Source organism: Microbacterium sp. MM2322 (assembly GCF_964186585.1).
Classification (GTDB): domain Bacteria; phylum Actinomycetota; class Actinomycetes; order Actinomycetales; family Microbacteriaceae; genus Microbacterium.
Window position 1 is genome coordinate 192,634 of sequence record NZ_OZ075067.1, and the last position, 24,544, is coordinate 217,177.

Sequence of the window (24,544 nt, forward strand, 5' to 3'; positions counted from 1 at the left end):
CGTCCTGCACAACCAAGTTGGTCAGGCGTTAGAGGACTCCTACCGTGAATGTCGAACTTCCCTGTCCCGTCGCCTCACCCGGCGTCCTCAGAAAGGCCAGTGATGACCGACACCGTCGTCCGCTCCTCCACCCCCGCCACCGACAAGCGCACGCCCGCCGGCGGCGCTCCTGCCGCGCCCCACTCCGCTGACGAGGCGCACGAGGCCCGCATCGATATCGACGCCGTGGGAGCGATGCTCCGCGGCACGTGGGGCGAGACCCGCCTCACGGTCCGTGAGCTGATCAAGGACCCCGCGTACTGGCGCATCGACGGGCAGAGCGTCGCCGACCACCGCGAGCGCGTCATGGGTCAGGTGCGCCTGCTCGCGAAGAACGGCGGCTCCACCCGTGCCCTCCCGAAGGAGTACGGCGGTGAAGAGGACAACGGTGCGAACCTCGCCGGCTTCGAGGAGCTCGTCCTCGCCGACCCGAGCATGCAGATCAAGTCCGGCGTGCAGTGGGGGCTTTTCGGCTCCGCCGTTCTGCAGCTCGGCACGAAGGAACACCACGACAAGTGGATCCCCGACATCCGCGATGCCACGCTCCCCGGCGCCTTCGCCATGACCGAGATCGGACACGGTTCCGACGTCGCCGCCATCGGTACCACGGCGACCTACGACCCCGAGGCCGAAGAGTTCGTCATCCACACCCCGTTCCGCGCGGCGTGGAAGGACTACCTCGGCAACGCCGCCGTCCACGGCCAGGCGGCGACCGTCTTCGCGCAGCTCATCACGAAGGGCGTGAACCACGGGGTTCACTGCTTCTTCGTCCCGATCCGCACCACCGACGGTGAGCTGCTCCCGGGCGTGCAGAGCGAGGATGACGGGGTCAAGGGCGGCCTCAACGGCATCGACAACGGCCGTCTCGCCTTCGATCACGTCCGTGTGCCGCGGACGAACCTCCTGAACCGCTACGGCGACGTCGCCGCCGACGGCACGTACTCGAGCCCCATCGAGAGCACGGGCCGTCGCTTCTTCACGATGCTCGGCGCCCTCGTGCAGGGCCGCGTCTCGCTCGACGGTTCGGCGACGATCGCGTCGTCGCTCGCCCTCCACATCGCGCTCACCTACGCCAACCAGCGTCGCCAGTTCGACTCGGGCGCGGGTACCGACGAGGTCACCCTGCTCGACTACGGCAAGCACCAGCGGCGCCTGCTGCCGCTCCTCGCGCAGAACTACGCGCAGTACTTCGCGCACGACGAGCTCCTCCGCACCTTCGACGGCGTCTTCAGCGGCAAGGCCGACACCCCCGCCGAGCGCGAAAACCTCGAGACGCTCGCCGCGGCGCTCAAGCCCCTCAGCACCTGGAACGCGCTGAACACGATCCAGGAGGCCCGCGAGGCCTGCGGCGGGTCCGGCTTCATGGCCGAGAACCGTCTCGTCGGTCTCCGCTCCGACCTCGACGTCTACGTCACCTTCGAGGGCGACAACAACGTCCTCCTGCAGCTCGTCGGCAAGCGACTGCTCGCGGACTTCGCGAAGCAGTTCAAGGGGGCGGATGCCGCGACCCTCGCGAAGTTCGCCGTCGGTCAGACTGCGGGCAACATCTTCCACGGCGCGGGCCTGCGGAGTCTCGGCCAGACGGTCGCCGACTTCGGTTCGACGGCACGCTCGGTCGAGCTCGGGCTCCGCGCCGAGCAGCAGCACGAGCTGCTGGCCGGACGAGTCGAGCAGATGGTCGCCGACATCGCGGGGGCGCTGCGCCCGGCATCCAAGCTGCCCTCCGACCAGGCGGCGGTGCTGTTCAATCAGCACCAGGCCGAGCTCATCGAGGCGGCGCGCGCGCACGGCGAACTGCTGCAGTGGGAGGCCTTCTCCGATGCGGTCAAGGCGACCGCCGACGACGGCACGCGCCAGGTCCTGACGTGGCTCCGCGACCTCTTCGGTCTCGTGCTCATCGAGAAGCACCTCGCGTGGCACCTCATCAACGGGCGGCTGTCGACTCAGCGCGGCGCGGCGGTGTCGAAGTACATCGACCGGCTGTGCGCGCGGCTGCGTCCGCACGCGCAGGATCTCGTCGACGCGTTCGGTCTCGCTCCCGAGCACGTCCGCGCACCGATCGCATCGGGCGTCGAGCAGGAGCGGCAGAACGAGGCTCGCGCCTATTACGCCGATCTTGCGGCCCGCGGCGAGGCGCCGATCCCCGAGAAGTCCCTCAAGAAGAAGTGAACGTCGGAGGCCGTCGGTAGCCTGAGCGCGTGGAACTGCGTCTCGGGCCCGACGGTCTCCTCCGGTGCGGGTGGGTCGGCGACGATGCCGAGTACCGCCGGTATCACGATGAAGAGTGGGGCCGGCCGCTCCACGGAGACCGTCCCCTGTTCGAGAAGATGAGCCTCGAGGGGTTCCAGGCCGGGTTGTCGTGGATCACGATCCTCCGCAAGCGACCGCGCTTCCGTGAGGTGTTCGCCGGTTTCGAGCCCGAGATCGTGGCAGCCTTCGGCGACGCGGAGGTCGACCGACTGATGGCGGATGCCGGCATCATCCGCAACCGTGCCAAGATCCTCGCCACGATCGGCAACGCGCGCCTCGTCACAGAGATGGCCCCTGGCGAGCTGGACGCCTTCATGTGGTCGTTCGCCCCGGCATCCCACCGTCGTCCGTCGTCGTTCGCCGAGGTCCCCGCGACGACGACCGAGTCCGACGCGATGTCGAAGGGGCTCCGCGCCCGCGGGTTCCGGTTCGTCGGCTCCACCACGATGTACGCGCTCATGCAGTCGTCCGGAATGGTCGACGATCACGTCGTCGGCTGCCATCGCGCCGACGACTGAGCCGCGAAAGTGGGGAGGAGTCCCCATGGGCAGGTCCGCGCCGGATCGGTAGCGTCGATGCCGATCGGGGGTGACGATGAGCGACGTGCAGCTGGACCTGGCGGAGTTGGCCGCAGCCAGGGACCGTGCCGTCGCCGCATACGACACCTTCTCGTCGGCGGACACGGTGAGTGGGGACCTCGCCGACCTCACCGGCGAGGCACGGCTGGCGGGCAAAGTCCGAGACTTCGCGGCGAACTGGGACTACAACCGCGGAAAGCTCGAGGACCAGCTCGTCACCGTGCGTGATCTGCTCACGGCGATCGTCGACTCCTTCACGGAGCTCGACGCACAGGGGGGACGCCGGCCGTGAGCGCATTGTCCGCAGAGTTCGAGGACCTCTTCGACGGTCGTCCCGACGACCTCGAGGGCCGGGCCGGGGACCTGGGGAGGACGGCCGAGGCGATCGCGTCCGCGGCCCTGGCGCTGCGGGACCTCGTCCGGCAGCAGCAGAGTCTGTCGACGGATGCCGCGGGCACAGCCTCGAGCGAGGCCGCGGCCGGACTGCAGCGCGCGCAGGATCGATATCAGGGGACATCGACTGCGCTCGTGACGTATGCGGTGGAGTTGGGGGACATCCAGCGCGAGGCGCGCGTCGCCATCGAGGAGGGCGACGCGCACCTCGGTCAGATCCCGCTGCGCGAGGCGGAGATCCACGACCTTGAGAACGCGCTCACCCTCGCGATCGCGAAGGGGGAGTCGACGAGCACGATCGAGGACCGGCTGGGGGAGGCGCGCGTCGCTCTCAGCACCGCGATGGGGGCAGCGGAGGACGCGCGGCAGGCGCTGAACTCGGCGCGACGGCGATTGTGGGACGCCGCCGACCGCGCCGGAGACCAGATATCGACCGCGATCGAGGAGGGCGCCGACTCGTTCGGCGACAACTGGAACCAGTTCTGGGAGGGCGTCGGCGAGGTATTCGCGATCGCCCGGGACTGGGCCGAAGGGGTCCTCGCGGCGATCGTCTTCGAGCTGGCGGAGATGGTCAGCGCCCTCGTCTCGGCCGCCGTCGTCGCGGTCATGATCCTCGTGGGCGTCCTCGCGCTCGGCTTCGTGTTCCTGACGCTGGGAGGAGCGGGCCTGCTCCTGCTCGTCGCCCTCGTCTCGGCATCCCTCATGACGATGGCGATCCGCGAGTTGATGGCGCCACCCGTCGTGCAGCGCATCGACCGATTCGAGGTGTCGGACGATCTCGAATCCCGTGACTACCGCGACCTGTTCGGCGAGCTCGCCGCGCAAGACGGCGCCGGTGGCGAGGAGTACACCGAGATCCGGGTGGTCGCGGTCCGCGACCAATCGGGGGAGACCGTCGCCTGGCGCGTGCAGCTGCCGAGCACGCAGCAGTGGTCGCCGACGAACACCGACGGGGCGCTCAACGACCTCCGCACCGACGTGATGCTGTCGATGTTCCCCGAGCTGCAGACCCAGTACGAGCAGGCCGCGTGGGAGGCGATGACGGATGCCGGTGTCTTCGACAGCGACGCGCCGATCATGTTCACGGGGTGGTCGCTGGGCGGCATGATGGCCGGCGAGATGGCAACGGATCCGCGCGTGTCGAACCGGGTCGAGTCCGTCGTGACGGCGGGGTCAGCCATCGACAAGCACTACAGCGACATGCCTCCCGACGTCCGTGTGACGCAGTTCAACAACGGCATCGACCCGGTGCACACGCTCGAATTCTTCGGTCTCGACGTCGGGGACTACCTCCGCACCGACCAGGATTGGCAGACGTACCGGCCTCTCAGCTGGCCGATGCACGACGCCACGATGTACGGCGATGCCGCCGAGCGGTATCTCCCTGAGCCGCGTCCCGGCGACGACATCTTCTTCGCGGGTGCCGGAGGCTCGGGAAGCGAAGAGGTCTACGTCGCCGAGTACACCCGAGGATCGTGAGGATCGCATGCCGCGTCAGCGCCGCTCCCTGACCGCCTTCGCCCTCGCGGCGATCACGGTCTGCGCCGGGACGATCGGCCTCTCCGGCTGCGCCGCTGCCGCCGCCCCCGACACGGCGGGGCTCGAGAGCGAGCTCGCGTCGGTCGCGGGGGTCAACGGCGCCTTCGTGTGGACGACGCATCCCAACGCGCCGTGGGTGACGCGGGTGCAGGTGATGCTGTTCCTCGACGACCCATCGGATGCCGGAGTGGTCGACGCCGTGCGCGCCGCCGCCCCCGTCCTGTCGGCCGATGACGCGGTTGCCGACGCCGACGCGGTGGGTCTGACCTTCATCGATGGTCGGCGAAGCGACTACACCGCCCGCGGTGAGGCGAACCGCGACGTCATCGGGCTCTCGCCCGAGATCGCGACCACCCTCGGTGCGAAGGATGCCGGCAAACGCCAACTGCTCGTCTCGCCCGACGAACTGCGGGCGCTCACCGAGGCGGAGTGAGCGTGACGGCGCGGCTCGCCTTCGCCCTGCCGGGCACGTGGCTTGCGATCGACCCCGGGGACGAAGCGGCATCCTTCGACCGGGTGGATGCCGCGGTCCGCGACGTCGTGGGAACGGCCGACGACGCCGCCACGACCCGACGGCGGCTGCGCGATCAGCTCCGGGCCGTCGTGGCGGCGGCCCGGACGTCGGGGGCGCAGGGCGTCTTCCTGTGTCGGGAGGTCGCGCCCGGGGTTCCGCTGCCGGCGACGCTCACGGTGCACGCGCCGTCGGCGATGACCATGACGCCCGCGATCGGCACCGCTCCGGATGCCGTGCTCGACACCCTCCATCACAGCCTGCAGACGCTGGCCGCCGCCGGGGCTGACACCGCCGTCCGCGTGCCGGCGCCAGACGGGGGAGCGCTCCGCATCCACCGTCGCATCGACGAGCAGCTCGAGACGGCGGCCGCAGAGCCGCCCGTGCAGCGGCTCGAAGCGGACTACTGGTACCCCGTTCCCGGTTCCAAGCGCGTCGTGCTCGCGAGCTTCGCGACGCCGCTCGGTCATCTGCACGACGCGATGCTGAACCTCTTCGACTCGATCGCCGCCGCCGCGAGGTTCGAGTCCGCCGCTACTGGCCTTGCCCCGTGAGGTCCGATCCCGCGATCATGTGGAGACGGCGACCGGGAGGCGGACATGGCAGGTTACGAGATCACCGAGATCGGCCGGCTCGACCAGTGGCGCGACCACTTCGGCGGGTTCGCCCCCGCGCGTTCCCGTGACGGGAGGCGCGTCGTCGATCACGAGCTCGCGATGCAGTTCATCGGGCTGACGGCCAACGCGCTCGAACCGGGTGAGGAGGCGGGCTACTGGCACACCCACTCCGAGGTCGAGGAGCTCTATGTCTTCCTCGAAGGACGCGGCCAGATGGGCCTCGACGACGATCTCGTCGACGTCGGTCCGGGGTCGGTCGTCCGCGTCGCGCAGGGCGTGTGGCGCACCTGGCGTGCGCACCCCGAGAGCCCGGGACAGCTCCGGTGGCTGTGCATCCGCGCGGGCGGCGAGGAGCTTCCCCATCTGCCGTCCGACGCCTCGCGCGATGAGCGGCCGATGCCCTGGCCCACCGCGGGAGCCTGAGCCGTGGCATCCGATGCGCACGTCGCCGACGCGCACGATGTCATCCGCGTCCTCGGGGCGCGGGAGAACAACCTCAAGGACATCGACGTCGAGATCCCGAAGCGGCGGCTGACGGTCTTCACGGGCGTGAGCGGGTCGGGCAAGTCCTCGCTCGTCTTCGGCACGATCGCCGTCGAATCGCAGCGACTCATCAACGAGACGTACCCGACGTTCGTGCAGCAGTTCATGGCGCAGTTGAACCGGCCGGACGTCGACGGGCTCGAGAACATCAGCCCCGCGATCATCGTCGATCAGGAGCGGATGGGGTCGAACGCGCGGTCGACGGTCGGGACGGTGACCGACGCCTACGCGATGCTGCGTCTGCTGTTCAGCAGGCTCGGGCAGCCGCACGTGGGCTCTGCGCAGGCGTTCTCGTTCAACATCCCCTCCGCGCCGGGGGCCGACACCGTGACCGGTGGCATGTGCCCGCGCTGCGAGGGGCTCGGCGACGTCAGCGACGTCGACCTCGACGAGCTGTTCGATCGGTCGAAGTCGCTCGCCGAAGGGGCGATCACCGTTCCCGGATACAACGTCGACGGCTGGATGGTCCGCATCTTCACCGAGTCCGGGTTCCTGGATGCCGCGAAGCCGATCGCCGACTACTCCGACCAGGAGCGTGCGGACTTCCTCTACAAGGAGCCCACCAAGGTGAAGCTCCAGAACATGAACATGACCTACGAGGGTCTCGTTCCGAAGATCACGAAGTCGTTCCTGCAGAAGGACCGCGAAGCCCTGCAGCCGCACGTCCGTGCCTTCGTCGACCGTGCGGTCAAGTTCCTGCCGTGCCCGGAGTGCGGGGGCAGCCGGCTCAACGAGGGCGCCCGTTCGTCGAAGATCGGCGGCGTCGACATCGCAGAGGTGTCGGCGATGCAGATCACCGACCTCGCCGCGTGGCTCGACACGGTCGATCCGACGGCGATCGGTCCGCTCCTGTCGTCGCTCAAGAAGGTCATCGCCTCGTTCATCGACATCGGACTCGGATACCTGTCGATCGATCGCTCGTCCGGGACGCTTTCCGGCGGCGAGGCGCAGCGGACCAAGATGATCCGTCATCTCGGCTCGGCGCTGACCGACGTGACGTACGTCTTCGACGAGCCGACGGCGGGCCTTCACCCGCACGACATCCAGCGGATGAACGAGCTGCTCCTCCTCCTCCGCGACAAGGGCAATACCGTGCTCGTCGTCGAGCACAAGCCCGAGGTCATCGCGATCGCCGACCACGTCGTCGACCTCGGTCCGCGGGCGGGTTCGCGGGGCGGCGAGATCATGTACGAGGGGGATGTCGCGGGACTCCGCGCATCCGACACGCTCACCGGGCGGCACCTCGACCACCGGGCGACGCTCAAGACCACCACCCGGCGGGCGACCGGGACGCTGCCCATCCGCGGCGCGACCCAGCACAACCTCACGGGCGTCGACGTCGACATCCCTCTCGGCGTGCTGACGGTCGTCACGGGCGTGGCGGGTTCGGGCAAGTCCTCGCTCATTCACGGGAACGTCCCCGCTTTCGACGACGTCGTGGTCGTCGACCAATCGCCGATCAAGGGATCGCGTCGTTCGAGCCCGGCCACCTACACGGGAGTCCTCGACGCGATCCGCACGGCGTTCGCCAAGGCCAACGGGGTGAAGGCTTCGCTGTTCAGCGCGAACTCCGAAGGAGCGTGCCCCGCCTGCAAGGGGTTGGGTGTGATCATCACCAACCTCGGGTTCACGCAGAGCGTCGAGACGCGCTGCGAGGTCTGCGAGGGGTCCGGGTTCAGCGACGCCGTGCTCGGCTACACCCTCGACGGCAAGAACATCGCCGAGGTCCTGGCGATGTCTGCCGAGGAGGCGCACGGCTTCACGACGGGAGCGGCGAAGACGACCCTCGCCCGCATGACCGACGTGGGACTCGGCTACATCACCCTCGGGCAGGCGCTCAACACGCTCTCCGGCGGCGAGCGGCAGCGGTTGAAGCTCGCGATCGCGATGGCGAAGAAGGGGGCGGTCTACGTCCTCGACGAGCCGACGACGGGTCTGCACCTCGCCGACGTCGACAACCTCCTGGCCCTCCTCGACCGGTTGGTGGATGCTGGCAACTCCGTCATCGTCATCGAGCACCACCAGGCGGTCATGGCGCACGCCGACCACCTCATCGATCTCGGTCCCGGCGCAGGGCGCGACGGCGGTCGCATCGTCTTCGAGGGGACGCCGGCGGAGCTCGTGGAGGCGCGGAGCACACTTACCGGGGAGCATCTCGCCCGGTACGTGGGAGCAGCCTGACACCGCCTCGCGCGCGATGAACGCGGAAGCATAGATGGGGAGAACTCCCCACGTCACGCGCTCGCCGGATATTCGTCGCTCGCTTAGTCTTTATGACGTCCACACACCGTCGAACCCGGTCCCCAGTCCGGCCGACGTCGTTTTCGCATGCCTGTCTGCCCGGGGGGAGCCAGCACTCTCATGAAGTCGTTCTCTTGGCTCCGTTCTCGGCCGAAAACACTCGCATCGATCGGCGCGGTGACCGCCGCCGTCGTCGCCGTCAGCGTCCTGGCGCTCACCTACGAGGGCGAGCCGACGACCGAGGTAGACCTCAACGACGGCGGGGTGTGGCTGACGAAGCAGACGAGCCTTCTCGTCGGACACTTCAACAACGAATCGCGTGTGCTGGACGGTGGTCTTCGCACGCTGTCGGGCGACTACGACATCCAGCAGGCGGGCAATCGCGTGCTCGTCACGGATCAGACCGAGAACACCGCGACCGCGATCGACCCGGCCCGCGTCGTGCTCTCGGACAGCGCCGACATCCCATCCGGTTCGACGGTGGTCCTGGGCGGACCCACCGTCGCGACGATCGACGAGGACGGCGCGCTCCGGGCGGCTCCGTTCACGTCGATCGCGGCGGTGGGCAAAGAGGCGGGCGATCCGATCGCGAAGCTCGGCCGCGGCGCCGCCGTGACGGTCAGCACCGCCGGCGTCGTCTACGCCGTGTCGGCGAAGTCGGGCAAGATCTTCGCGTACGGGCCCAACGCGGAAGGCACGTTCGCGCAGACCGCCGAACGGGAACTCGAGGGCATCGACGCCGGCGATGAGCTCGCGATCACCGCTGTCGGCGGGGTGAGCGTCGTCCTCGATCGCACCACGTCGACGCTGTACACGACCGACGGGCTGCAGACCGACGCCCCGAAGGATGCCGTCCTCCAGCAGCCCTCCAACGTGACCGACACCGTCGCTCTGGCGACCCCGTCGCAGCTGGTGCGCGTACCGCTCGACGGGAGCGAACCCGTCGTGAAGGATGCCGGCGGCGAAGGCAGCCCGGCACAGCCGGTGTACGTCGCGGGATGCGCGTACGGCGCCTGGTCGGGCAGCGGCGCGTTCGTGCGCGACTGCGCCGGCGATTCCGACGACGTCCAGAAGACCATCAAGGGCGTCGATCAGAAGAGCCAGCTCCGTTTCCGCGTGAACCGCGACGTCGTCGTCCTCAACGACGTCTTCGGCGGGTCGGCCTGGATGGCGAGCGACGCGCTGCAGCAGGTCGACAACTGGGAGGACATCACGCCTCCCGAGGGTGAGGGCGAAGAAGAGGAGGAGACGACCGAGGAGACGATCCAGTCCACCCTCCCCGAGCGCAGCGACAAGAACACGCCACCCGTTGCGGAGAGCGACCGGTACGGCGTCCGTCCCGGCCGCACGACGGTGCTCCCCGTCCTCGAGAACGACCTCGACGCCGACGGCGACGTCCTCGTCGCGAAGGTCGCCTCGCCCCCGTCGATCGGCAAGATCACCCCCATCTACAACGGCACCGCCCTGCAGATCGCCATGCCCGAGGATGCGAGCGGGACGACCTCGTTCACGTACGAGGTGTCGGACGGTCGCGGCGGAAAGGACAGCGCCCGCGTCGCGCTGACGGTTCGGCCGCTCAGCGAGAACTCCGCGCCGATCCAGAAGCGCAAGACCGCGATCACCGTGGAGAACAGCGGTGTCGTCTCGTACAACGTGCTCACCGACTGGGTCGACCCCGACGGCGACGACATCTTCCTGCAGTCGGTTTCGCCCGACGGCGGTGACGAGGCCGAGTTCACCTCGGATGGCCAGATCACGTACCGCGCGATCGGCGGAACGCAGGGCCGCAAGGACGTCCCCATCACCGTGTCGGACGGGACCGACAGCGGCCAGGGCGTCGCGCGGTACGACATCCGTCCTCTCGGAACCACGCTTCCCGTGACCAACGCCGACCACGTCGTGACCCGGCCCGACCGTCCCGTCACCGTGCGCCCGCTGAGCAACGACACGAGCACCGGGAGTGAGCAGCTGCGCCTCACCCGCGTCGACGACGTCGAGGGCGGCGGCACCGTGACGCGCGATTACTCCGACAAGTCGTTCACGTTCCAGTCCGCCAAGACGGGCACGTACTACGCCACCTACCTGGCGTCCGCGGGTGCGAACTCCGCCCCGGGTATCGTGCGCATCGACGTCCTGCCCGAAGAGGATTCCGACGTCGCACCGATCGCGGTGCGCGACGTCGCGCTCCTCCCCGCCGGCGGCGACGTGCTCGTCAACGTGCTGGGCAACGACACCGACCCGGCCGGCGGCATCCTCGTCGTCCAGTCCGTGACCGTCGAAGAGGACAGCGGCATCGCTGCGGCTGTCCTCGGGCACGAGACGATCCGGGTGAGCGACCAGGCCTCTCTCGACAAGCAGGTCCGCCTCTCGTACACGATCTCGAACGGATCGCAGTCCGCGAAGGGCGAGGTCATCGTCATCCCCATCCCGGCGCCCGAGAAGCTCCGGCCGCCGATCGCCGTCGACGACGAGGTGGTCGTCCGTGTCGGCGACGTCGTCACGATCCCGGTGATGGACAACGACTACCACCCGAACAACGACGAGATCCACATCTCTCCCGAACTCGTGCCGCCGCTCGTGGACGAGGCCGACGGCGACCTCTTCGTCTCCGAGGACACGCTCCGCTTCCGCGCCGGTCCCGAACCCAAGACGGTGAACGCGACGTACGAGGTCGAGGATTCGACGGGGCAGCGGGATGCCGGGTACGTCACGATCCGCATCCTTCCCCGTGACGACGACGCCAACGCGGCACCGCGCCCGCGCGATGTGACGGTCCGCGCGCTCGGCGGGTCGGGCGTCACCGTCCCCATCGACCTGAACGGGATCGACGCCGACGGCGACTCCGTCGAGCTCGTCGGTCTCGCGTCCTCGCCTCAGAAGGGGAAGGTCTCGGCCATCGAGGCGGACTCGTTCACCTACACCGCGTTCGAGGATTCCGTCGGCGTCGACCGGTTCCGCTACCGCGTGCGCGATGCTCTCGGCAAGGAGGCGACGGCGACCGTCGAGGTCGGCATCGCCCCCGCTGAGTCCACCAACCAGGCGCCCTACGCCGTGCGCGACTCGATCACGATGCGACCCGGCCGCACCGTCGCGGTCGACGTCCTGCAGAACGACTCCGACCCCGACGGCGACAAGTTCAACTTCGCCAAGGATGCCGTCGAGGTCCCCGACGTTCCTCAGCTCAGCGCGAAGGTGTCGGGGCAGCAGCTGCTGATCACGGCACCCGACAAGCCGATGCAGACGAGCGTCCTGTACACGATCGCCGACGAGCGCGGCCTCCGCGCCACGACATCGGTGCAGATCACCGTCGATCCCGAGGTGCCCCTCGCGCTACCGATCGCCCGTGACGACCGCGTCCTTCCCGACCAGGTCGCGGAAGACGGCACGGTGACGGTCGACGTGCTCGCCAACGACGACGATCCCGATGGCACGAGGTCCGCCCTCGAGGTGTCGCTGGGCGAGGGCGGCGACAGGGCGCGCGTCGGTTCCGGCGGTCGCGTCAGCCTCACGGTCACCGACAAGCGGCAGCTGATCACGTACCTCGTCAAGGACGAAGACGATCAGGTCGCGGCCGCGTTCATCCACGTTCCCGGACTCGCCGATCTGCCGCCGTCACTCATCTCGACCCAGGGCGTCACCGTCAAGAGCGGTGAGACGATCGACCTGCCGCTGAGCGAGTACGTGCGCGCCTCGGGCGGCGGCGCCGTCGTCGTCACCGAGGCCGAGAAGGTCTCTGCGGCGCACAGCAACGGTGCGAGCCTCGTCAAGAACGAGACGACGCTCACCTACACGTCGGCCGAGCGCTACTTCGGTTCCGACGCGATCACGTTCGAGGTCACCGACGGCAGTGGGCCGGACGACGACAAGGGTCGCAAGGCGACGTTGACCATCCCGATCACGGTGACGCCTCCCGACAACGAGCCGCCCACGATGACGGGCGCCTCGATCTCGGTCGCCCCCGGCGAGGGTCCCGCAACGCTGGGTCTGCGCGAACTCGTGAGCGATCCGGACCCGGGCGACATGGACAAGCTGACGTTCTCGCTCGCCTCCGACGCGCCCTCCGGCGTGAACGCGTCGATGGACGGGGATTCCCTCCAAGTCTCGGCTCAGCCGGACGTCGACAAGGGCACGCGATTCTCGTTGACGGTCCGTGTCACCGACGGCGAGACCGACCCGGTCGAAGCGAACATCCAGGTGACGGTCACGGCGTCGACCCGCGAGCTGCCGTCGGTCAACGACGATGTCGTCCCGCAGGCGGACCAGGGCGAGACCGTGTCGGTCAACGTCTTGAAGAACGACGTCAACCCGTTCCCGGAAAAGGCGCTCGAGATCGTCAACACGCAGATCGAGACGGGCGACGTCACGAGCGTGAGGGCGTCCGGCCCGAATGTGGACGTGACCACGGCGAAGGAGTTCGTCGGCAACGTCGTCGTCCGCTACACGGTGCAGGATGCGACGGGCGACGCTGACCGCCGCGTCGATGGTCGCGTCCGCATCACCGTCCAGGGGCGCCCGGATGCTCCCGGCAAGCCGACCGTCACCACCGTCCGGAGCCGGACCGTGGTCCTCAGCTGGACCCCGCCGGTCGACAACGGTCGCCGGATCTCGGGCTACACGGTCACCTCGACCGCGGGTGGGTACACCCGGGACTGCCCGTCCACGACGTGCACCCTCGACGGGCTCACGAACAACGTCGAGTACAACTTCGTCGTCACCGCGACCAACAGCGTCGGCGAGTCCGACCCGTCGGTGCCGTCCGAGACCGCGCGTCCCGACGTGCGGCCCGACCAGCCGGCGCCCCCGTCGCTCACGTTCGGCGACCGCAGTCTCGATGTCGCATGGAAGACGCCGCGCACGGAGGGGTCGCCGGTCGAGAGCTACACGCTCGAGATCTCGCCCGCGCCGCCCTCCGGCGTCGCCCAGAAGACGGGTGTGACCGGGACCAAGGTGAAGTGGGACGGCCTGCAGAACGGTACGGAGTACCAGGTGCGGGTTCGCGCGCACAACCGCGCGCCCGAGCCGTCGGACTTCTCGCAGTGGTCTGCCGGGGAGATCCCGGCCGCCCCGCCGGCGGCGGCAGGGGCGCCCACGGTCGCACGTCTCGAGCCGGTCGGAAACCGTGCGCAGATGCGCGTCTCGTGGAACCCGCCTGCCGAGAACGGCGACGCCATCGCCGCCTACGAACTGCGCGTCATCCGCGGCGGCAGCGTCGTGCAGAAGATCTCGGTACCTGCGGGTCAGACCAGCCAGGCCGTCGTCGTCGACACCTCGCAGACCGACTACACGTACAGTGTGGCGGCGCGCAACAAGGCAGGGTGGGGCAAGTTCAGTCCCCAGTCGGCCCCCCGCCGCGCCTTCACGCCGCCGGGCGCGCCGTCGGGTGTCACCGCGGGCGAAGGCGACAACCAGGTCACGGTCCAGTGGCAGCCGGCCGCGGCGAACGGCGCGAACGCGAACGAGATCCAGTACCAGTACAACGTGAACGGTGGCGGATGGCGTGCCGACTGGGTCGCGGGCGGCGGTTCGGGCACGTCCGGCACGATCGGCAACGGCGTCGTCAACAACAACGGCGCGTACACGGTCCAGATTCGGGCCGTGGCCACCGCGGACGGCACGACGTACGAGGGACCCGCGTCGGCGGCATCCAACCAGGTCGCGCCGTACGGACAGATCGGCAACCCTGCCGCCAGCGCATCGCGCGCCGGCAACGGGCAGACGATCTCGATGAGCTGGTCGTCGCCCGCACCCAACGGGCGGCCGGTCACGACCGAGATCCGCACGGGTGACGGCCGAGGATGGCGCGTCGTGGCGGCCTCGGGCACCGAGAACTACGACGTGGGCTACAGCAAGACGCGCACGATCGAAGTGCGCACGAGCGCTGCGGGCAGCCAGACCACGACCGCGCAGGCGAGCGCGACGACCGTTGACGCTCCGCCGCCGCCGCAGCCGGAGGTGTGGGTGACCAAGGGAGACGGTGGTCCGGAAGCATGCGCCAACGGCTGCTACTACTTCGTCGTCAACACCAAGAACTTCCCCGGGGGAAGCTATCGGATCGACTGCAACGCGACCGGTGACCCCAACTTCAACAACTACAACGGACCGTTCAACGTTCCCTCCGACGGATCGGTGCAGCTCACGTGCTGGCACGGTTCCGACGACGTGGACGTCTGGGTGGACATCCTCGGGTGGGGCGGCGACGTGGACACCGAGAAACGCTTCTGGGCCAAGTAGGACCAGTGCACACGATGACGATCACGAAGAAGGACTGAACGAATGAGCATGACCCCCGAACAGGCGGCCTGGTTCCGCGAGACGTTCACCCGACTCGTCGACAACGTCGACCAGGCGCTGATGGGCAAGCGCGAGGTCGTCGGTCTCGTCCTGGCCGCCATGCTGGCCGAGGGCCACGTGCTGCTCGAGGACGCGCCCGGCACGGGTAAGACGAGCCTCGCGAAGGCGCTCGCCGCCAGCGTGCAGGGCTCGTCCACCCGCATCCAGTTCACGCCCGACCTGCTGCCCTCCGACGTGACCGGTGTCACGATCTACGACCAGCAGAACCACAAGTTCGAGTTCCACAAGGGGCCGGTCTTCGCGTCGATCGTGCTCGCGGACGAGATCAACCGTGCGTCGCCGAAGACCCAGTCCGCGCTCCTCGAGGTCATGGAGGAGTCCCGCGTGACCGTCGACGGTGTGCCCCACGAGGTGGGTCGCCCGTTCCTCGTCATCGCGACGCAGAACCCGATCGAGCAGGCCGGCACGTACAAGCTGCCCGAGGCGCAGCTCGACCGCTTCATGATCAAGACCTCGATCGGCTACCCGTCGCTCGCCGTCGCGGAGCGGATCCTCGCCGGCGACGTCGATCGCAACCCCTCGTCGAAGCTCAGCCCCGTCATCACCACGAAGGCGGTCGCCGACATGGCCGACCTCGCCGCCACGGTCCACGTCGACCCCGCCGTCGCGCGCTACGCCGCGCAGCTGGTCGAGTCGACCCGCGAGTCCGACGACACCAAGCTCGGCGTCTCGGTGCGCGGCGCGATCTCGATGATGCGCATCGCGCGCGTGGTCGCGGCATCCCAGGGGCGGCACTACATCATCCCCGACGACGTGAAGGCACTCGCCGCTCCCGTCTGGACCCACCGTCTCGTCCTCGACCCTGAGGCCGAGTTCTCGGGAACGACGCCCGTGTCGATCATCGAACGTGCGCTCGCTCAGGTCGAGGCACCTCTCGCGAGGGCGTCCGCCTGATGACGATGACGCCGGAGACGGTCGCCGAGGCGCCGGAGGCGCCCGGCGCCTCCGGCGTCCCCGAGAACACCGCCGAGGACGCGCCGCAGCTCGCCCCGCGGGAGGCCACGCGTGCCGAGAAGCTGCGCGAGGATGCGGTCGTGTGGGCGCGCCGCGCAGGTCGCCGCGCCGCCATCATCGCCGAGGTCATCCAGCTCACGGGGTGGGTGGTCATCGCCGTCGGCATCGTGCTCTGGATCACCGCCTTCGCGCTCGGGTGGCAGGAGGCGTTCGTCGCGGCCATCGTTGCGACCGTGGTCGCGCTCCTGTGCGTCGGATTCCTCTTCGGTCGGACCGCCTACGAGGTCGACCTCGACCTCACTCGCACCCGCGTCGTGGTGGGCGAGCGAGCCGTCGGCGCGCTGAAGCTGGCCAACCGCACCTCCCGCCCCCTGCTCCCCGCCGAAATCGTCCTCCCGGTCGGATCCGGTCGCGGCGTCTTCCAAGTGCCGCGCCTCCAGGCGGGGGAGGACCACGAGGAACTCTTCGCGATCCCCACGACGCACCGCGCGGTGTTGGCCGTCGGTCCGGTGAGCGTCCTCCGGGGCGATCCGCTCGGCCTCTTCGAGCGCACGAACGACCGACGCCAGGCCGTCGACCTGTTCGTCCACCCGCGGACGCTGCCTCTCGAGGGTCTCTCACTCGGTCAGATGCGCGACCTCGAGGGTCTGCCCGACCAGCACCTCGCCCGCGACGACGTGTCGTTCCACGCGCTCCGCGAGTACCAGCCGGGCGATGACCTCCGCCACGTGCACTGGAAGTCCACCGCCCGGACGGGGACCCTCATGGTCCGCGAGTACGAGCAGACCCGCCGGTCGCACTTCGTCGTCGCCCTGTCGACGCATCCCGGTGAGTACCGCGATGCCGAGGAGTTCGAAACCGCCATCTCCATCGCCGGTTCCGTCGGACTCCGGGCGCTCCGCGATTCGCGCACGCTCGACGTCCGCACCTCGGCGGGCAAGATCCGTGCCGAGACCGGCCGCCGCTACCTCGACTCGCTCTCTGCCCTCGAGACGACGAAGCCCCGTGACGGCGGCATCGTCGCGCTCGCCGGCATCCTGGCCGCGCATTCACCGGATGCCGCTGTCGCCGTCCTCCTGTGCGGGTCGACGGTCGACCCGGCACAGCTCCGCCTCGCCTGCGCGCGCGTGCCGTTCGGCGTCCGCACCCTCGCGATCGTCGCCGACTCGCGTCTCGACTCTCCCGTGCTGCGCCGCGTGGGCGACGCCGACGTCGTCGCCCTGGGCGAACTCGATCAGCTTCCCAACGCGCTCCGCAAGGTGCTGTCATGAATCGTCTGGCCGTTCTCCAGATCCCGGGCGCGACGTGGCGGCGTCTCATCGCCGACGTCAGCGCCATCGTTCTCCTCCTGGCCGTCGGCATCGTCGGGTTCGCCGCGACCTTCGACGGCCCCTCCTACATCGTCGCGTCGGCGGGGGCGCTGGTGCTCGGACTCGCGCTCGCCTGGGTGGGAGCGCGGTGGCGATGGGGCATCCTGTCGCTCGCGGGGGCGACGGTGGCCCTCTACTTCCTTCTCGGTGGCGCGCTGGCTCTGCCCCGCACGACCTTCCTCGGCGTCGTCCCGACGCTTGAGACCTGGCGGCAGTTGGCGATCGGCGTCGTCACATCCTGGAAGGACCTCCTGACCACGGTGCCGCCGGTCGACGCGGGGGACGGGCACCTGATCGTGCCCTTCCTCACGACGCTCGTGGCCGCGGTCACCACCGCGTCGCTGGCCTTCCGGCTGCGCCGCGCGGCGGGGGCGCTGATTCCCGCTTCGCTCTACATCGCCGGCGAGATCCTGATGGGTACGGCGCAGACCGTGGCCCCCGTCGTCCAGGGCGCTCTGTTCGTCGTGGTCGCGGTCATCTGGCTCTCGCTCCGCACGATGTGGAGCCCGGAGCGCACCGCGGTCGAGGCCGCCGCCCCCGGAGTGGATGCCTCGCGCGCCGCGCGGCTGCGTCGTCTCGTCTCGGGTGGGATCGTCCTCGCCCTGGCGACCGGCGCGGGAGCCGCCGTCGCGGCCACCGCTGCCCCGCCCACGCAGCGCTACATCCTGCGGGACTTCGTCGTCCCGCCCTTCGACATCCACGATTACGCGAGCCCGCTGCAGTCCTGGCGCAAGTACGTCCGCGACTTCAAGACGGAGCCGCTGTTCACCGTCACGGGTTTCCCGAAGGACGGGCGCGTCCGACTCGCGACGATGGACGCCTACGACGGTGTCGTCTACAACGTCGCCGAGGACGGTGCGGGCTCCTCCAGCGCGTTCACCGCCGTCCGGTCGAACATGTCGCCGGAGGCCGAGGGCAGTGAGACCAAGGTGCGCGTCGACATCGAGAACCTCTCCGGGGTCTGGTTGCCGTCCGTCGGTTCGGCACGCGACATCACCTTCGACGGCGATCGTGCGAACGATCTGCGCCGGGGCGCCCACTTCAACGACGCGACCGGGACCGCTGTGGTCACCTCGGGTGTCCGCTCGGGAGACGCGTACACGATCGACACGATCATCCCGCGGATCCCGGCGGACGAGCAGATCGCCGACGAGCCGTTCGCGCCGCTGAAGATGCCGAAGCAGACCGGCATCCCGCAGGCACTCAGTGAGATCGCCTCGGATGCCACGGAAGACGCCGAGACGCCGATCGAGCAGGCGCGCGCTCTCGAGAGCTACCTGCAGACCGACGGCTACTTCAGCCACGGTCTCGCCGACGACGTGTACTCGCCGTCGGGTCACGGTGCCGCGCGCATCAACACGCTCGTGTCGAACGAGCAGATGGTCGGCGACGACGAGCAGTACGCCGTCGCGATGGCACTCATGGCCACCCAGCTCGGCATGCCCGCGCGGGTCGTCATGGGCTGGCACCCCGCCGAGGGCGAGAAGGATGCCGGTGGTGTCTTCACCGCGACGGGCGACAACATGCACGCCTGGGTCGAGATCGCTTTCGAGGGGGCCGGCTGGGTGCCCTTCGACCCGACTCCCGATGAGGACAACGAGCCGAGCCAGCAGAACACCAAGCCGCGCGCCAATCCCAAGCCGCAGGTTCTGCAGCCGCCGCCGCCTGCGCAGGAGCCGGCTGAGCTTCCGCCGGCCCTCGCTGAGGAGCGCGACCAGGACGAAGAAGAAGACCCCGGCCCCGACTGGCTCGGACCGGTGCTGCTGTGGACGGCCGGAGGGCTCGGCACGATTCTCCTGTTGATGTCGCCGTTCCTCGTGGTCGGCGGGATCAAGGCTGCTCGGCGCACGCGCCGCCTCCGTGCCGAGCGCACGGCCGACCGGGTCTCCGGCGGCTGGGACGAGCTCGTCGACCGCGCCGTCGATTACCGCGTGAGCGTTCCGCCGGGATCCACCCGCGCCGAGAGTGCGACCGTCGTGGGTGAGGCCTTCGACGGACCCCGCGTTGCGACGCTCGCTCAGCGGGCCGACGCCGACGTGTACGGTCCCGGCGACCCGACCCCCGAGGACGTGGACACGTTCTGGCGCGAGATCGATGAGATCGTCGCCGGAATGGCCGGCGGCTCGACGTTCTGGCAGCGCCTGCGCGCGCGATTGAGCCTTCGGTCGCTGCGCCGGAACCGGGCGAACCGATCGGTGCGCCGGCGATGACCGAGCGTCCGCCAGCGACGATGCGTCACCGCATCCTCGCGGTCGTCATCGACTCCGCGTTGGGCGGAGCCGTTGCCGCGGTGGTGTCCGGGATCGTCGTGGCGCTCTCGGTGCTCTCGGCCGGCGCCGTGTCGATACTTCTCCTTGCGCCGGTATTGGCCGTCGCCCTGACCGCATGGTTCTTCGTCTACACGGCCCTGCAAGGCGGCCGGGGGTCGTTCGGCATGCGGTTCATGGGACTGCGACTCGAGCATGCCGCGGACGATGCCGGCCTCGGTTTCGGCCGCGCGCTGGGCCGGAACCTCGTCTGGGCAGTGACCAGCAGCGTCGTGGTGGGACTGTTCTCGCCCCTGTTCGACGCGTCCCGGTGGCGCCGCGGCTGGCACGACTTCGCCTCCGGCGCCGTCATGATCGACGCCGTTCCGGTTCCGGCGCCCCGGCCCCCCGCGACCGTCGAGGCGGTCCCGGCGCACGTCGAACCGGTCCATGCCCCCGTGGCTGCTGCCGTCTCCGCGCCCGTCGCGGCGGCGACCCCGGAAGGGGGGAACCTGCCGGCGCCCGCGTGGGCCCCGGCATCCGTCCCGCCGAACCGCCGCATGCCCCGGACGCTTCCGGTCGACGTGATCTCGACGGTTCCGGGTGTGCCGCACCGCGAGGGGCGGCCCACATCGGCGGAGCGGGCCGCGCCGCCCGTGATCGCGATCCTCCGGTGGGATGACGGCACCCGCCACACCGTGTACGAGGACACCCTGTTCGGGCGCGGACCCGGGCAGCAGGCCGGACGGGCGAGTGTGCCGGTTCGCGACGAGACGCTGTCGCTGTCCAAGACGCACTTCGAGATCGGCGCGGATGACGCGGGCACGTGGGTTCTCGACCGGCACTCGCTCAACGGCGTCGTGATCGTCCGCGGCGGACAGCCGCAGCGGCTCGTCCCCGGGACACCTGCCCGTATCTGGTCGGGTGACGCGCTCGAGCTCGGCGATCGACGCCTGACCGTGGAGACTGCCCGATGACCGCGATCGACGTCCAGGCGGGCGCGGCGACGCATCCGGGCCTGCGTCGCCGCGTCAACGAGGACTCCCACCTGGCGGAATACCCCCTCTTCCTCGTCGCCGACGGCATGGGCGGCCACGACGCCGGAGCCGCCGCGAGCGCAGCCGTCGTCCGCGAGTTCCGCTCACTGGTCGGCCTCGCGTCCGTCGGCATCGACGGGATGCGGACCGCCCTCGCGCGCGCCCGCGCCGTCGTCGATCGCATCGGCCACGAGGGTCGGGCAGCGGGCACCACCCTCACGGGCGTCGCGGTCACCGACGTCGGCGGCCACGGCTACTGGCTTACGATCAACGTCGGCGACTCGCGCACCTATCGCTTCGCCGAGGGTGAGCTCGAGCAGATCAGCGTCGACCATTCCGTGGTCCAGGAGCTGATCGATTCCGGTCAGCTGACGGGCGAAGCGGCGGGCCGTGATTCGCGCCGCAACGAGATCACCCGCGCGATCGGGGCGGGCAGCGGCGGCGAGGCCGACTTCTGGCTCATCTCGGCCGAACCGGGCGACCGGATGCTCATCTGCTCGGATGGCCTGTCGGGCGAGGTGCCGGAGGAGCGGATCAGCGGCATCCTCCGCGACGTCGCCGACCCGCAGGAAGCGGCGACCCGCCTCGTCCACGAAGCGATGCTGCACGGCGGACGCGACAACATCACGGCCATCGTGGTCGATGCCGTCCGCGTGGCGGGGCAGGATGATGATGCGTACGACACCTCGCCCGCACGGGGCGCGTCGGACGCCGACGAAGACACACGGCCGCGGGCAGCGGCAGGAGGAGACGCCTGATGCGCGCAATGCGATATCGGCCCGATGGCAATGCAGAGGCGTGGCGCGCCGCCGTGAGCGGGTCAGCGCTGGCTGTGCTGCCGCCGGCTGTGACGCCGCACGCGGTCGAGGGCGTGTGGCGCCGACTCGAGAGCGGCGGAATCGGGGCTGTCCTCGAGTCGCTCACCGGCGCGTTCGGCACGTCGCTCGCCGCGATCCCGCCTTTCGGGCTCGCCGTCGCGGAGGGTGACGGGGTGCGGGTGGCCGTCCGGGGACCCGTCACGCTCCTGGTCGAGACGGCGGGGGGCATCGAGGCGGTCAGTGGTGCCGGCGTCGCCACATGGACGGAGCGGTTCCTCGCGGGCGTCGTCCGCGTGAGCGTCGACCTCGGGACGGGGACGGATGCCGACCTGCTGCCGATCGAATCGGGTGTGGTCCCTGCATCAGAGGTCGTCTTCGACGTCGTCGAGCGGGACGTGCCCGCCGTGGTGCCCGTCCCCGCACCCGCGGCGGCGGAACCGGAGCCGGCGGACGCGGAACCGGAACCGGAGCCCGCGGAGGCAGAACCGGAACCGGAGCACGCGGAACCGGAACCGGCCGAGATCGTCGACGACGGGGATGACGAGCCCGCACCCTCCGACACGGAATCGTCCGAGGCGACTCCCGCTCCGGACGCATCCGAAGAGCTCGGTGAGACCATCGCCACGCCCCGCACCCTCTCGAAGCAGTCCGAACCGGCCGCCGAGACGCAGGCGCCGGGCCTCGTCACGGGTGTCCCGCCGATGCACACCCTCGGCGGGACGCCGCTGTCGGCCCCCGTCGAGAGCGAGCCGGCCGATCCCGCCGAGACCGTGTCCGCCGTCGAGGAGGACCCCGCCCTGGGTTCCACGGTCGTCAGCCCGCGGACGGCCGCGCAGGGAACGGCGCCCGTCCCGGCCCTCCCCCCGTTCGTTCCGTCGCACCCGGTCCCTCCCGTCCCCCCGCTGCCGGACGCCCCGCCCGCGGCGCTCGGTGACCACGACGGCGCCACCGTGTCGGTCGCGGAGGCTCGCGCGATGCGCGCATCATCCGATTTCGACTCCATCGACGACGTCCCGCCGCGGAGCCCGTCACGGGGCCGCATCCGCCTTGCCGATGGTCGCGTCGTCGAGCTCGAGCGCACAGTCATCGTCGGCCGTCGCCCCCGCTCGACCCGGCCGGCCGAGAACGAGTTGCCGACCCTCGTCGCCGTCGACGGTCCGCAGCACGACATCTCGCGCAACCACGTCGAGATCCGCGCGGAGGGCGAGCACGTCCTGGCCGTCGACCTCGCGAGCACCAACGGGACCGTCCTGCTCCGGGGCGGGCACGACCCGGTCCGCCTCCACCCGAACGAGCCGACCATGGTCATCGATGCCGACGTGCTCGACCTCGGCGACGGCGTCACCCTGACCTTCGAGGACCTGCCGTGAGCTCGAAGCGCGCTCCTGCCGCGCCACCCCAGCTGCCCGGTTTCTCGTACCTCGAGGTGCTGGGCTCCGGCGGCTTCGCCGATGTGTACCTGTACGAGCAGGCGCTCCCTCGCCGTCGGGTCGCGGTCAAGGTGCTGCTCGCCGACAAGATGACGAGCGGCGCGGTCGAGCAGTTCCAGGCCGAAGCGAACGTCATGGCGATGCTGTCGACGCATCCCGCCATCGTCACGATCTACCAGGCCGGTGTCGCCGAGGACGGCCGGTCCTACCTCGTCATGGAGTACTGCTCCAAGCCGAATCTGCAGGTGCGCGCCCGGTCGGCGCCCATCTCGGTCGCCGAGGCGCTGCGCGTCGGCATCCAGGTCGCTGCGGCCGTCGAGACGGCGCACCGCGCCGGCATCCTCCACCGCGACATCAAACCCGCCAACATCCTCGTCACCGAATACAACCGGCCCGCGCTCACCGACTTCGGGATCGCGACGACCGCGGACGGCGTCGATCCGTCCGCGGGGATGTCGATCCCGTGGTCGCCGCCGGAGTCCTTCGCCGACACCGCCGAGTTCACGGTCCGTTCGGACGTCTGGGCGCTGGGCGCCACGGTCTACAACCTGCTCGCCGGCCGGTCGCCGTTCGAGGTGCCCGGCGGGCGCAACGGCGGGGCGGACCTGATCCGTCGGATCGAGTCCGAGCCGCTCGCCCGCCTCGAGCGCGCCGACGTCCCCGCCTCGCTCTTCCAGGTGCTCGAGCGGGCCATGGCGAAGCGACCGGGCGACCGGTACGAGTCCGCGGTCGCCTTCGCCCGTGCGCTGCAGAAGGTGCAGATCGAGCTCGCCCACTCGGTCACTCCGATCGACATCCTCGACGACGCGCCCCCCATCGAGGATCAGGAGGAGGACGGCGAGCTCACCCGCGTCCGCGGCATCGTGAGCATCGACCCGCACACCGCCCCCGCGGCGGGTCCCACGTGGGAGCGCACGGCGCTGGCGGCCGGCCTCGGCGCCGGAGTGGATGCCACGGGTCGCCGCGACACCTCGGGGTGGGCACCCGGCGCCGCCGCTCCGGGCCTCGACGCCACCGTTCTGCGTCCCCCGACGGCCATCCCCGCGTCGGCGCCCGTCGCGCCCGCCGCCGACGAGGGCACGATCGTCCGGGGCCCGCAGCGCATCGCCGCCGGAGGCGCGACCTCCGAGACCTCGCCGGCCCTTCCGCTCGCGCCCGCTGCGGGGCAGGGCGGCCACACGACGCCTCCGGCGGCGTCGCGCAAGAAGGTGTGGGTGGGGGTCGTCGCCGCCGCCGTCGTGGCTGTGGTCGTGGTCGGAGCGGTTGTGGTCGCGTCGCTTCTGACGCCGCCCGCCGACGAAGCGGTGCCCACGAAGACACCGTCGGCGTCTGCGGTTCCGCAGGATCCGGTGTCCGAGTTCATCGCGGCGCCCACCGAGGGGCAGGGGCGGATCAAGGACGGCCGCGCGAGCTTCCGCTGGATCAACCCCGATCCGAAGGAAGGCGACACCTACCTGTGGCAGCCGGTTCGCCTCGACGGCGGCGAGGCGACGGCCTCGAACGCGCGGGAGACCTCGGTCAGCGTGCGGCTGCGCGGCGAGACCCAGTTCTGCATCGATGTCAGTGTGCGCCGGGAGAACGGCGCGACGAGTGACCCGCTCCGCATCTGCGCGGCATCCTGATCCGG

16 protein-coding genes are annotated in these 24,544 nt (G+C 70.1%); all 16 read left to right on the top strand.

Annotation, left to right across the window (positions count from 1 at the left end):
- Nucleotides 1–102: 102 nt before the first annotated feature.
- The 16 genes from ABQ271_RS00980 to ABQ271_RS01055 all read left to right on the top strand — a co-directional run bounded on the left by ABQ271_RS00980 (nucleotide 103) and on the right by ABQ271_RS01055 (nucleotide 24,539).
- A complete protein-coding gene (locus ABQ271_RS00980) occupies nucleotides 103–2,208 on the top strand; it encodes an acyl-CoA dehydrogenase (protein WP_349309704.1) in 2,106 nt (701 codons plus the stop codon).
- Between the two features lie 29 nt (nucleotides 2,209–2,237).
- A complete protein-coding gene (locus ABQ271_RS00985; protein ID WP_349309705.1) occupies nucleotides 2,238–2,807 on the top strand; it encodes a DNA-3-methyladenine glycosylase I in 570 nt (189 codons plus the stop codon).
- A gap of 76 nt (nucleotides 2,808–2,883) precedes the next feature.
- Entirely contained in the window at nucleotides 2,884–3,159 is a 276-nt protein-coding gene (locus ABQ271_RS00990; RefSeq protein ID WP_349309706.1) for a hypothetical protein, read from the top strand.
- The gene (locus ABQ271_RS00995) at nucleotides 3,156–4,739 is read left to right on the top strand and encodes a hypothetical protein (protein WP_349309707.1); all 1,584 of its coding nucleotides are present in this window, start codon (nucleotides 3,156–3,158) and stop codon (nucleotides 4,737–4,739) included. The genes ABQ271_RS00990 and ABQ271_RS00995 overlap by 4 nt, the downstream gene beginning before the upstream one ends.
- 7 nt (nucleotides 4,740–4,746) lie before the next feature.
- Complete coding sequence (locus ABQ271_RS01000; protein ID WP_349309708.1) at nucleotides 4,747–5,232, top strand: hypothetical protein; 486 nt, start codon at nucleotides 4,747–4,749, stop codon at nucleotides 5,230–5,232.
- A 2-nt stretch (nucleotides 5,233–5,234) separates the two neighbouring features.
- Nucleotides 5,235–5,864: a hypothetical protein gene (locus ABQ271_RS01005; protein ID WP_349309709.1), complete on the top strand. Its 630-nt coding sequence runs from the start codon at nucleotides 5,235–5,237 to the stop codon at nucleotides 5,862–5,864.
- Between the two features lie 45 nt (nucleotides 5,865–5,909).
- A complete protein-coding gene (locus ABQ271_RS01010) occupies nucleotides 5,910–6,350 on the top strand; it encodes a cupin domain-containing protein (RefSeq protein ID WP_349309710.1) in 441 nt (146 codons plus the stop codon).
- Between the two features lie 3 nt (nucleotides 6,351–6,353).
- Nucleotides 6,354–8,651 (top strand): excinuclease ABC subunit UvrA, encoded by a 2,298-nt coding sequence (locus tag ABQ271_RS01015; protein WP_349309711.1) that lies wholly within the window; start codon nucleotides 6,354–6,356, stop codon nucleotides 8,649–8,651.
- Nucleotides 8,652–8,888: 237 nt separating this feature from the next.
- Entirely contained in the window at nucleotides 8,889–14,942 is a 6,054-nt protein-coding gene (locus ABQ271_RS01020) for an Ig-like domain-containing protein (protein WP_349309712.1), read from the top strand.
- A 42-nt stretch (nucleotides 14,943–14,984) separates the two neighbouring features.
- Complete coding sequence (locus tag ABQ271_RS01025; RefSeq protein ID WP_349309713.1) at nucleotides 14,985–15,956, top strand: MoxR family ATPase; 972 nt, start codon at nucleotides 14,985–14,987, stop codon at nucleotides 15,954–15,956.
- Nucleotides 15,956–17,287, top strand: a complete 1,332-nt coding sequence (locus tag ABQ271_RS01030) for a DUF58 domain-containing protein (protein ID WP_349309714.1) — start codon at nucleotides 15,956–15,958, stop codon at nucleotides 17,285–17,287. Before ABQ271_RS01025 ends, ABQ271_RS01030 begins: the two co-directional genes overlap by 1 nt.
- On the top strand, nucleotides 17,284–19,596 hold the full coding sequence (locus ABQ271_RS01035; RefSeq protein WP_349309715.1) for a transglutaminaseTgpA domain-containing protein: 2,313 nt from the start codon (nucleotides 17,284–17,286) through the stop codon (nucleotides 19,594–19,596). Before ABQ271_RS01030 ends, ABQ271_RS01035 begins: the two co-directional genes overlap by 4 nt.
- Nucleotides 19,593–20,609 (top strand): RDD family protein, encoded by a 1,017-nt coding sequence (locus tag ABQ271_RS01040; RefSeq protein WP_349309716.1) that lies wholly within the window; start codon nucleotides 19,593–19,595, stop codon nucleotides 20,607–20,609. The genes ABQ271_RS01035 and ABQ271_RS01040 overlap by 4 nt, the downstream gene beginning before the upstream one ends.
- A complete protein-coding gene (locus tag ABQ271_RS01045) occupies nucleotides 20,606–21,427 on the top strand; it encodes a protein phosphatase 2C domain-containing protein (protein ID WP_349309717.1) in 822 nt (273 codons plus the stop codon). Before ABQ271_RS01040 ends, ABQ271_RS01045 begins: the two co-directional genes overlap by 4 nt.
- Complete coding sequence (locus ABQ271_RS01050; RefSeq protein WP_349309718.1) at nucleotides 21,427–22,857, top strand: FHA domain-containing protein; 1,431 nt, start codon at nucleotides 21,427–21,429, stop codon at nucleotides 22,855–22,857. The genes ABQ271_RS01045 and ABQ271_RS01050 overlap by 1 nt, the downstream gene beginning before the upstream one ends.
- Complete coding sequence (locus ABQ271_RS01055; protein ID WP_349309719.1) at nucleotides 22,854–24,539, top strand: serine/threonine-protein kinase; 1,686 nt, start codon at nucleotides 22,854–22,856, stop codon at nucleotides 24,537–24,539. Before ABQ271_RS01050 ends, ABQ271_RS01055 begins: the two co-directional genes overlap by 4 nt.
- Nucleotides 24,540–24,544 lie beyond the last annotated feature (5 nt).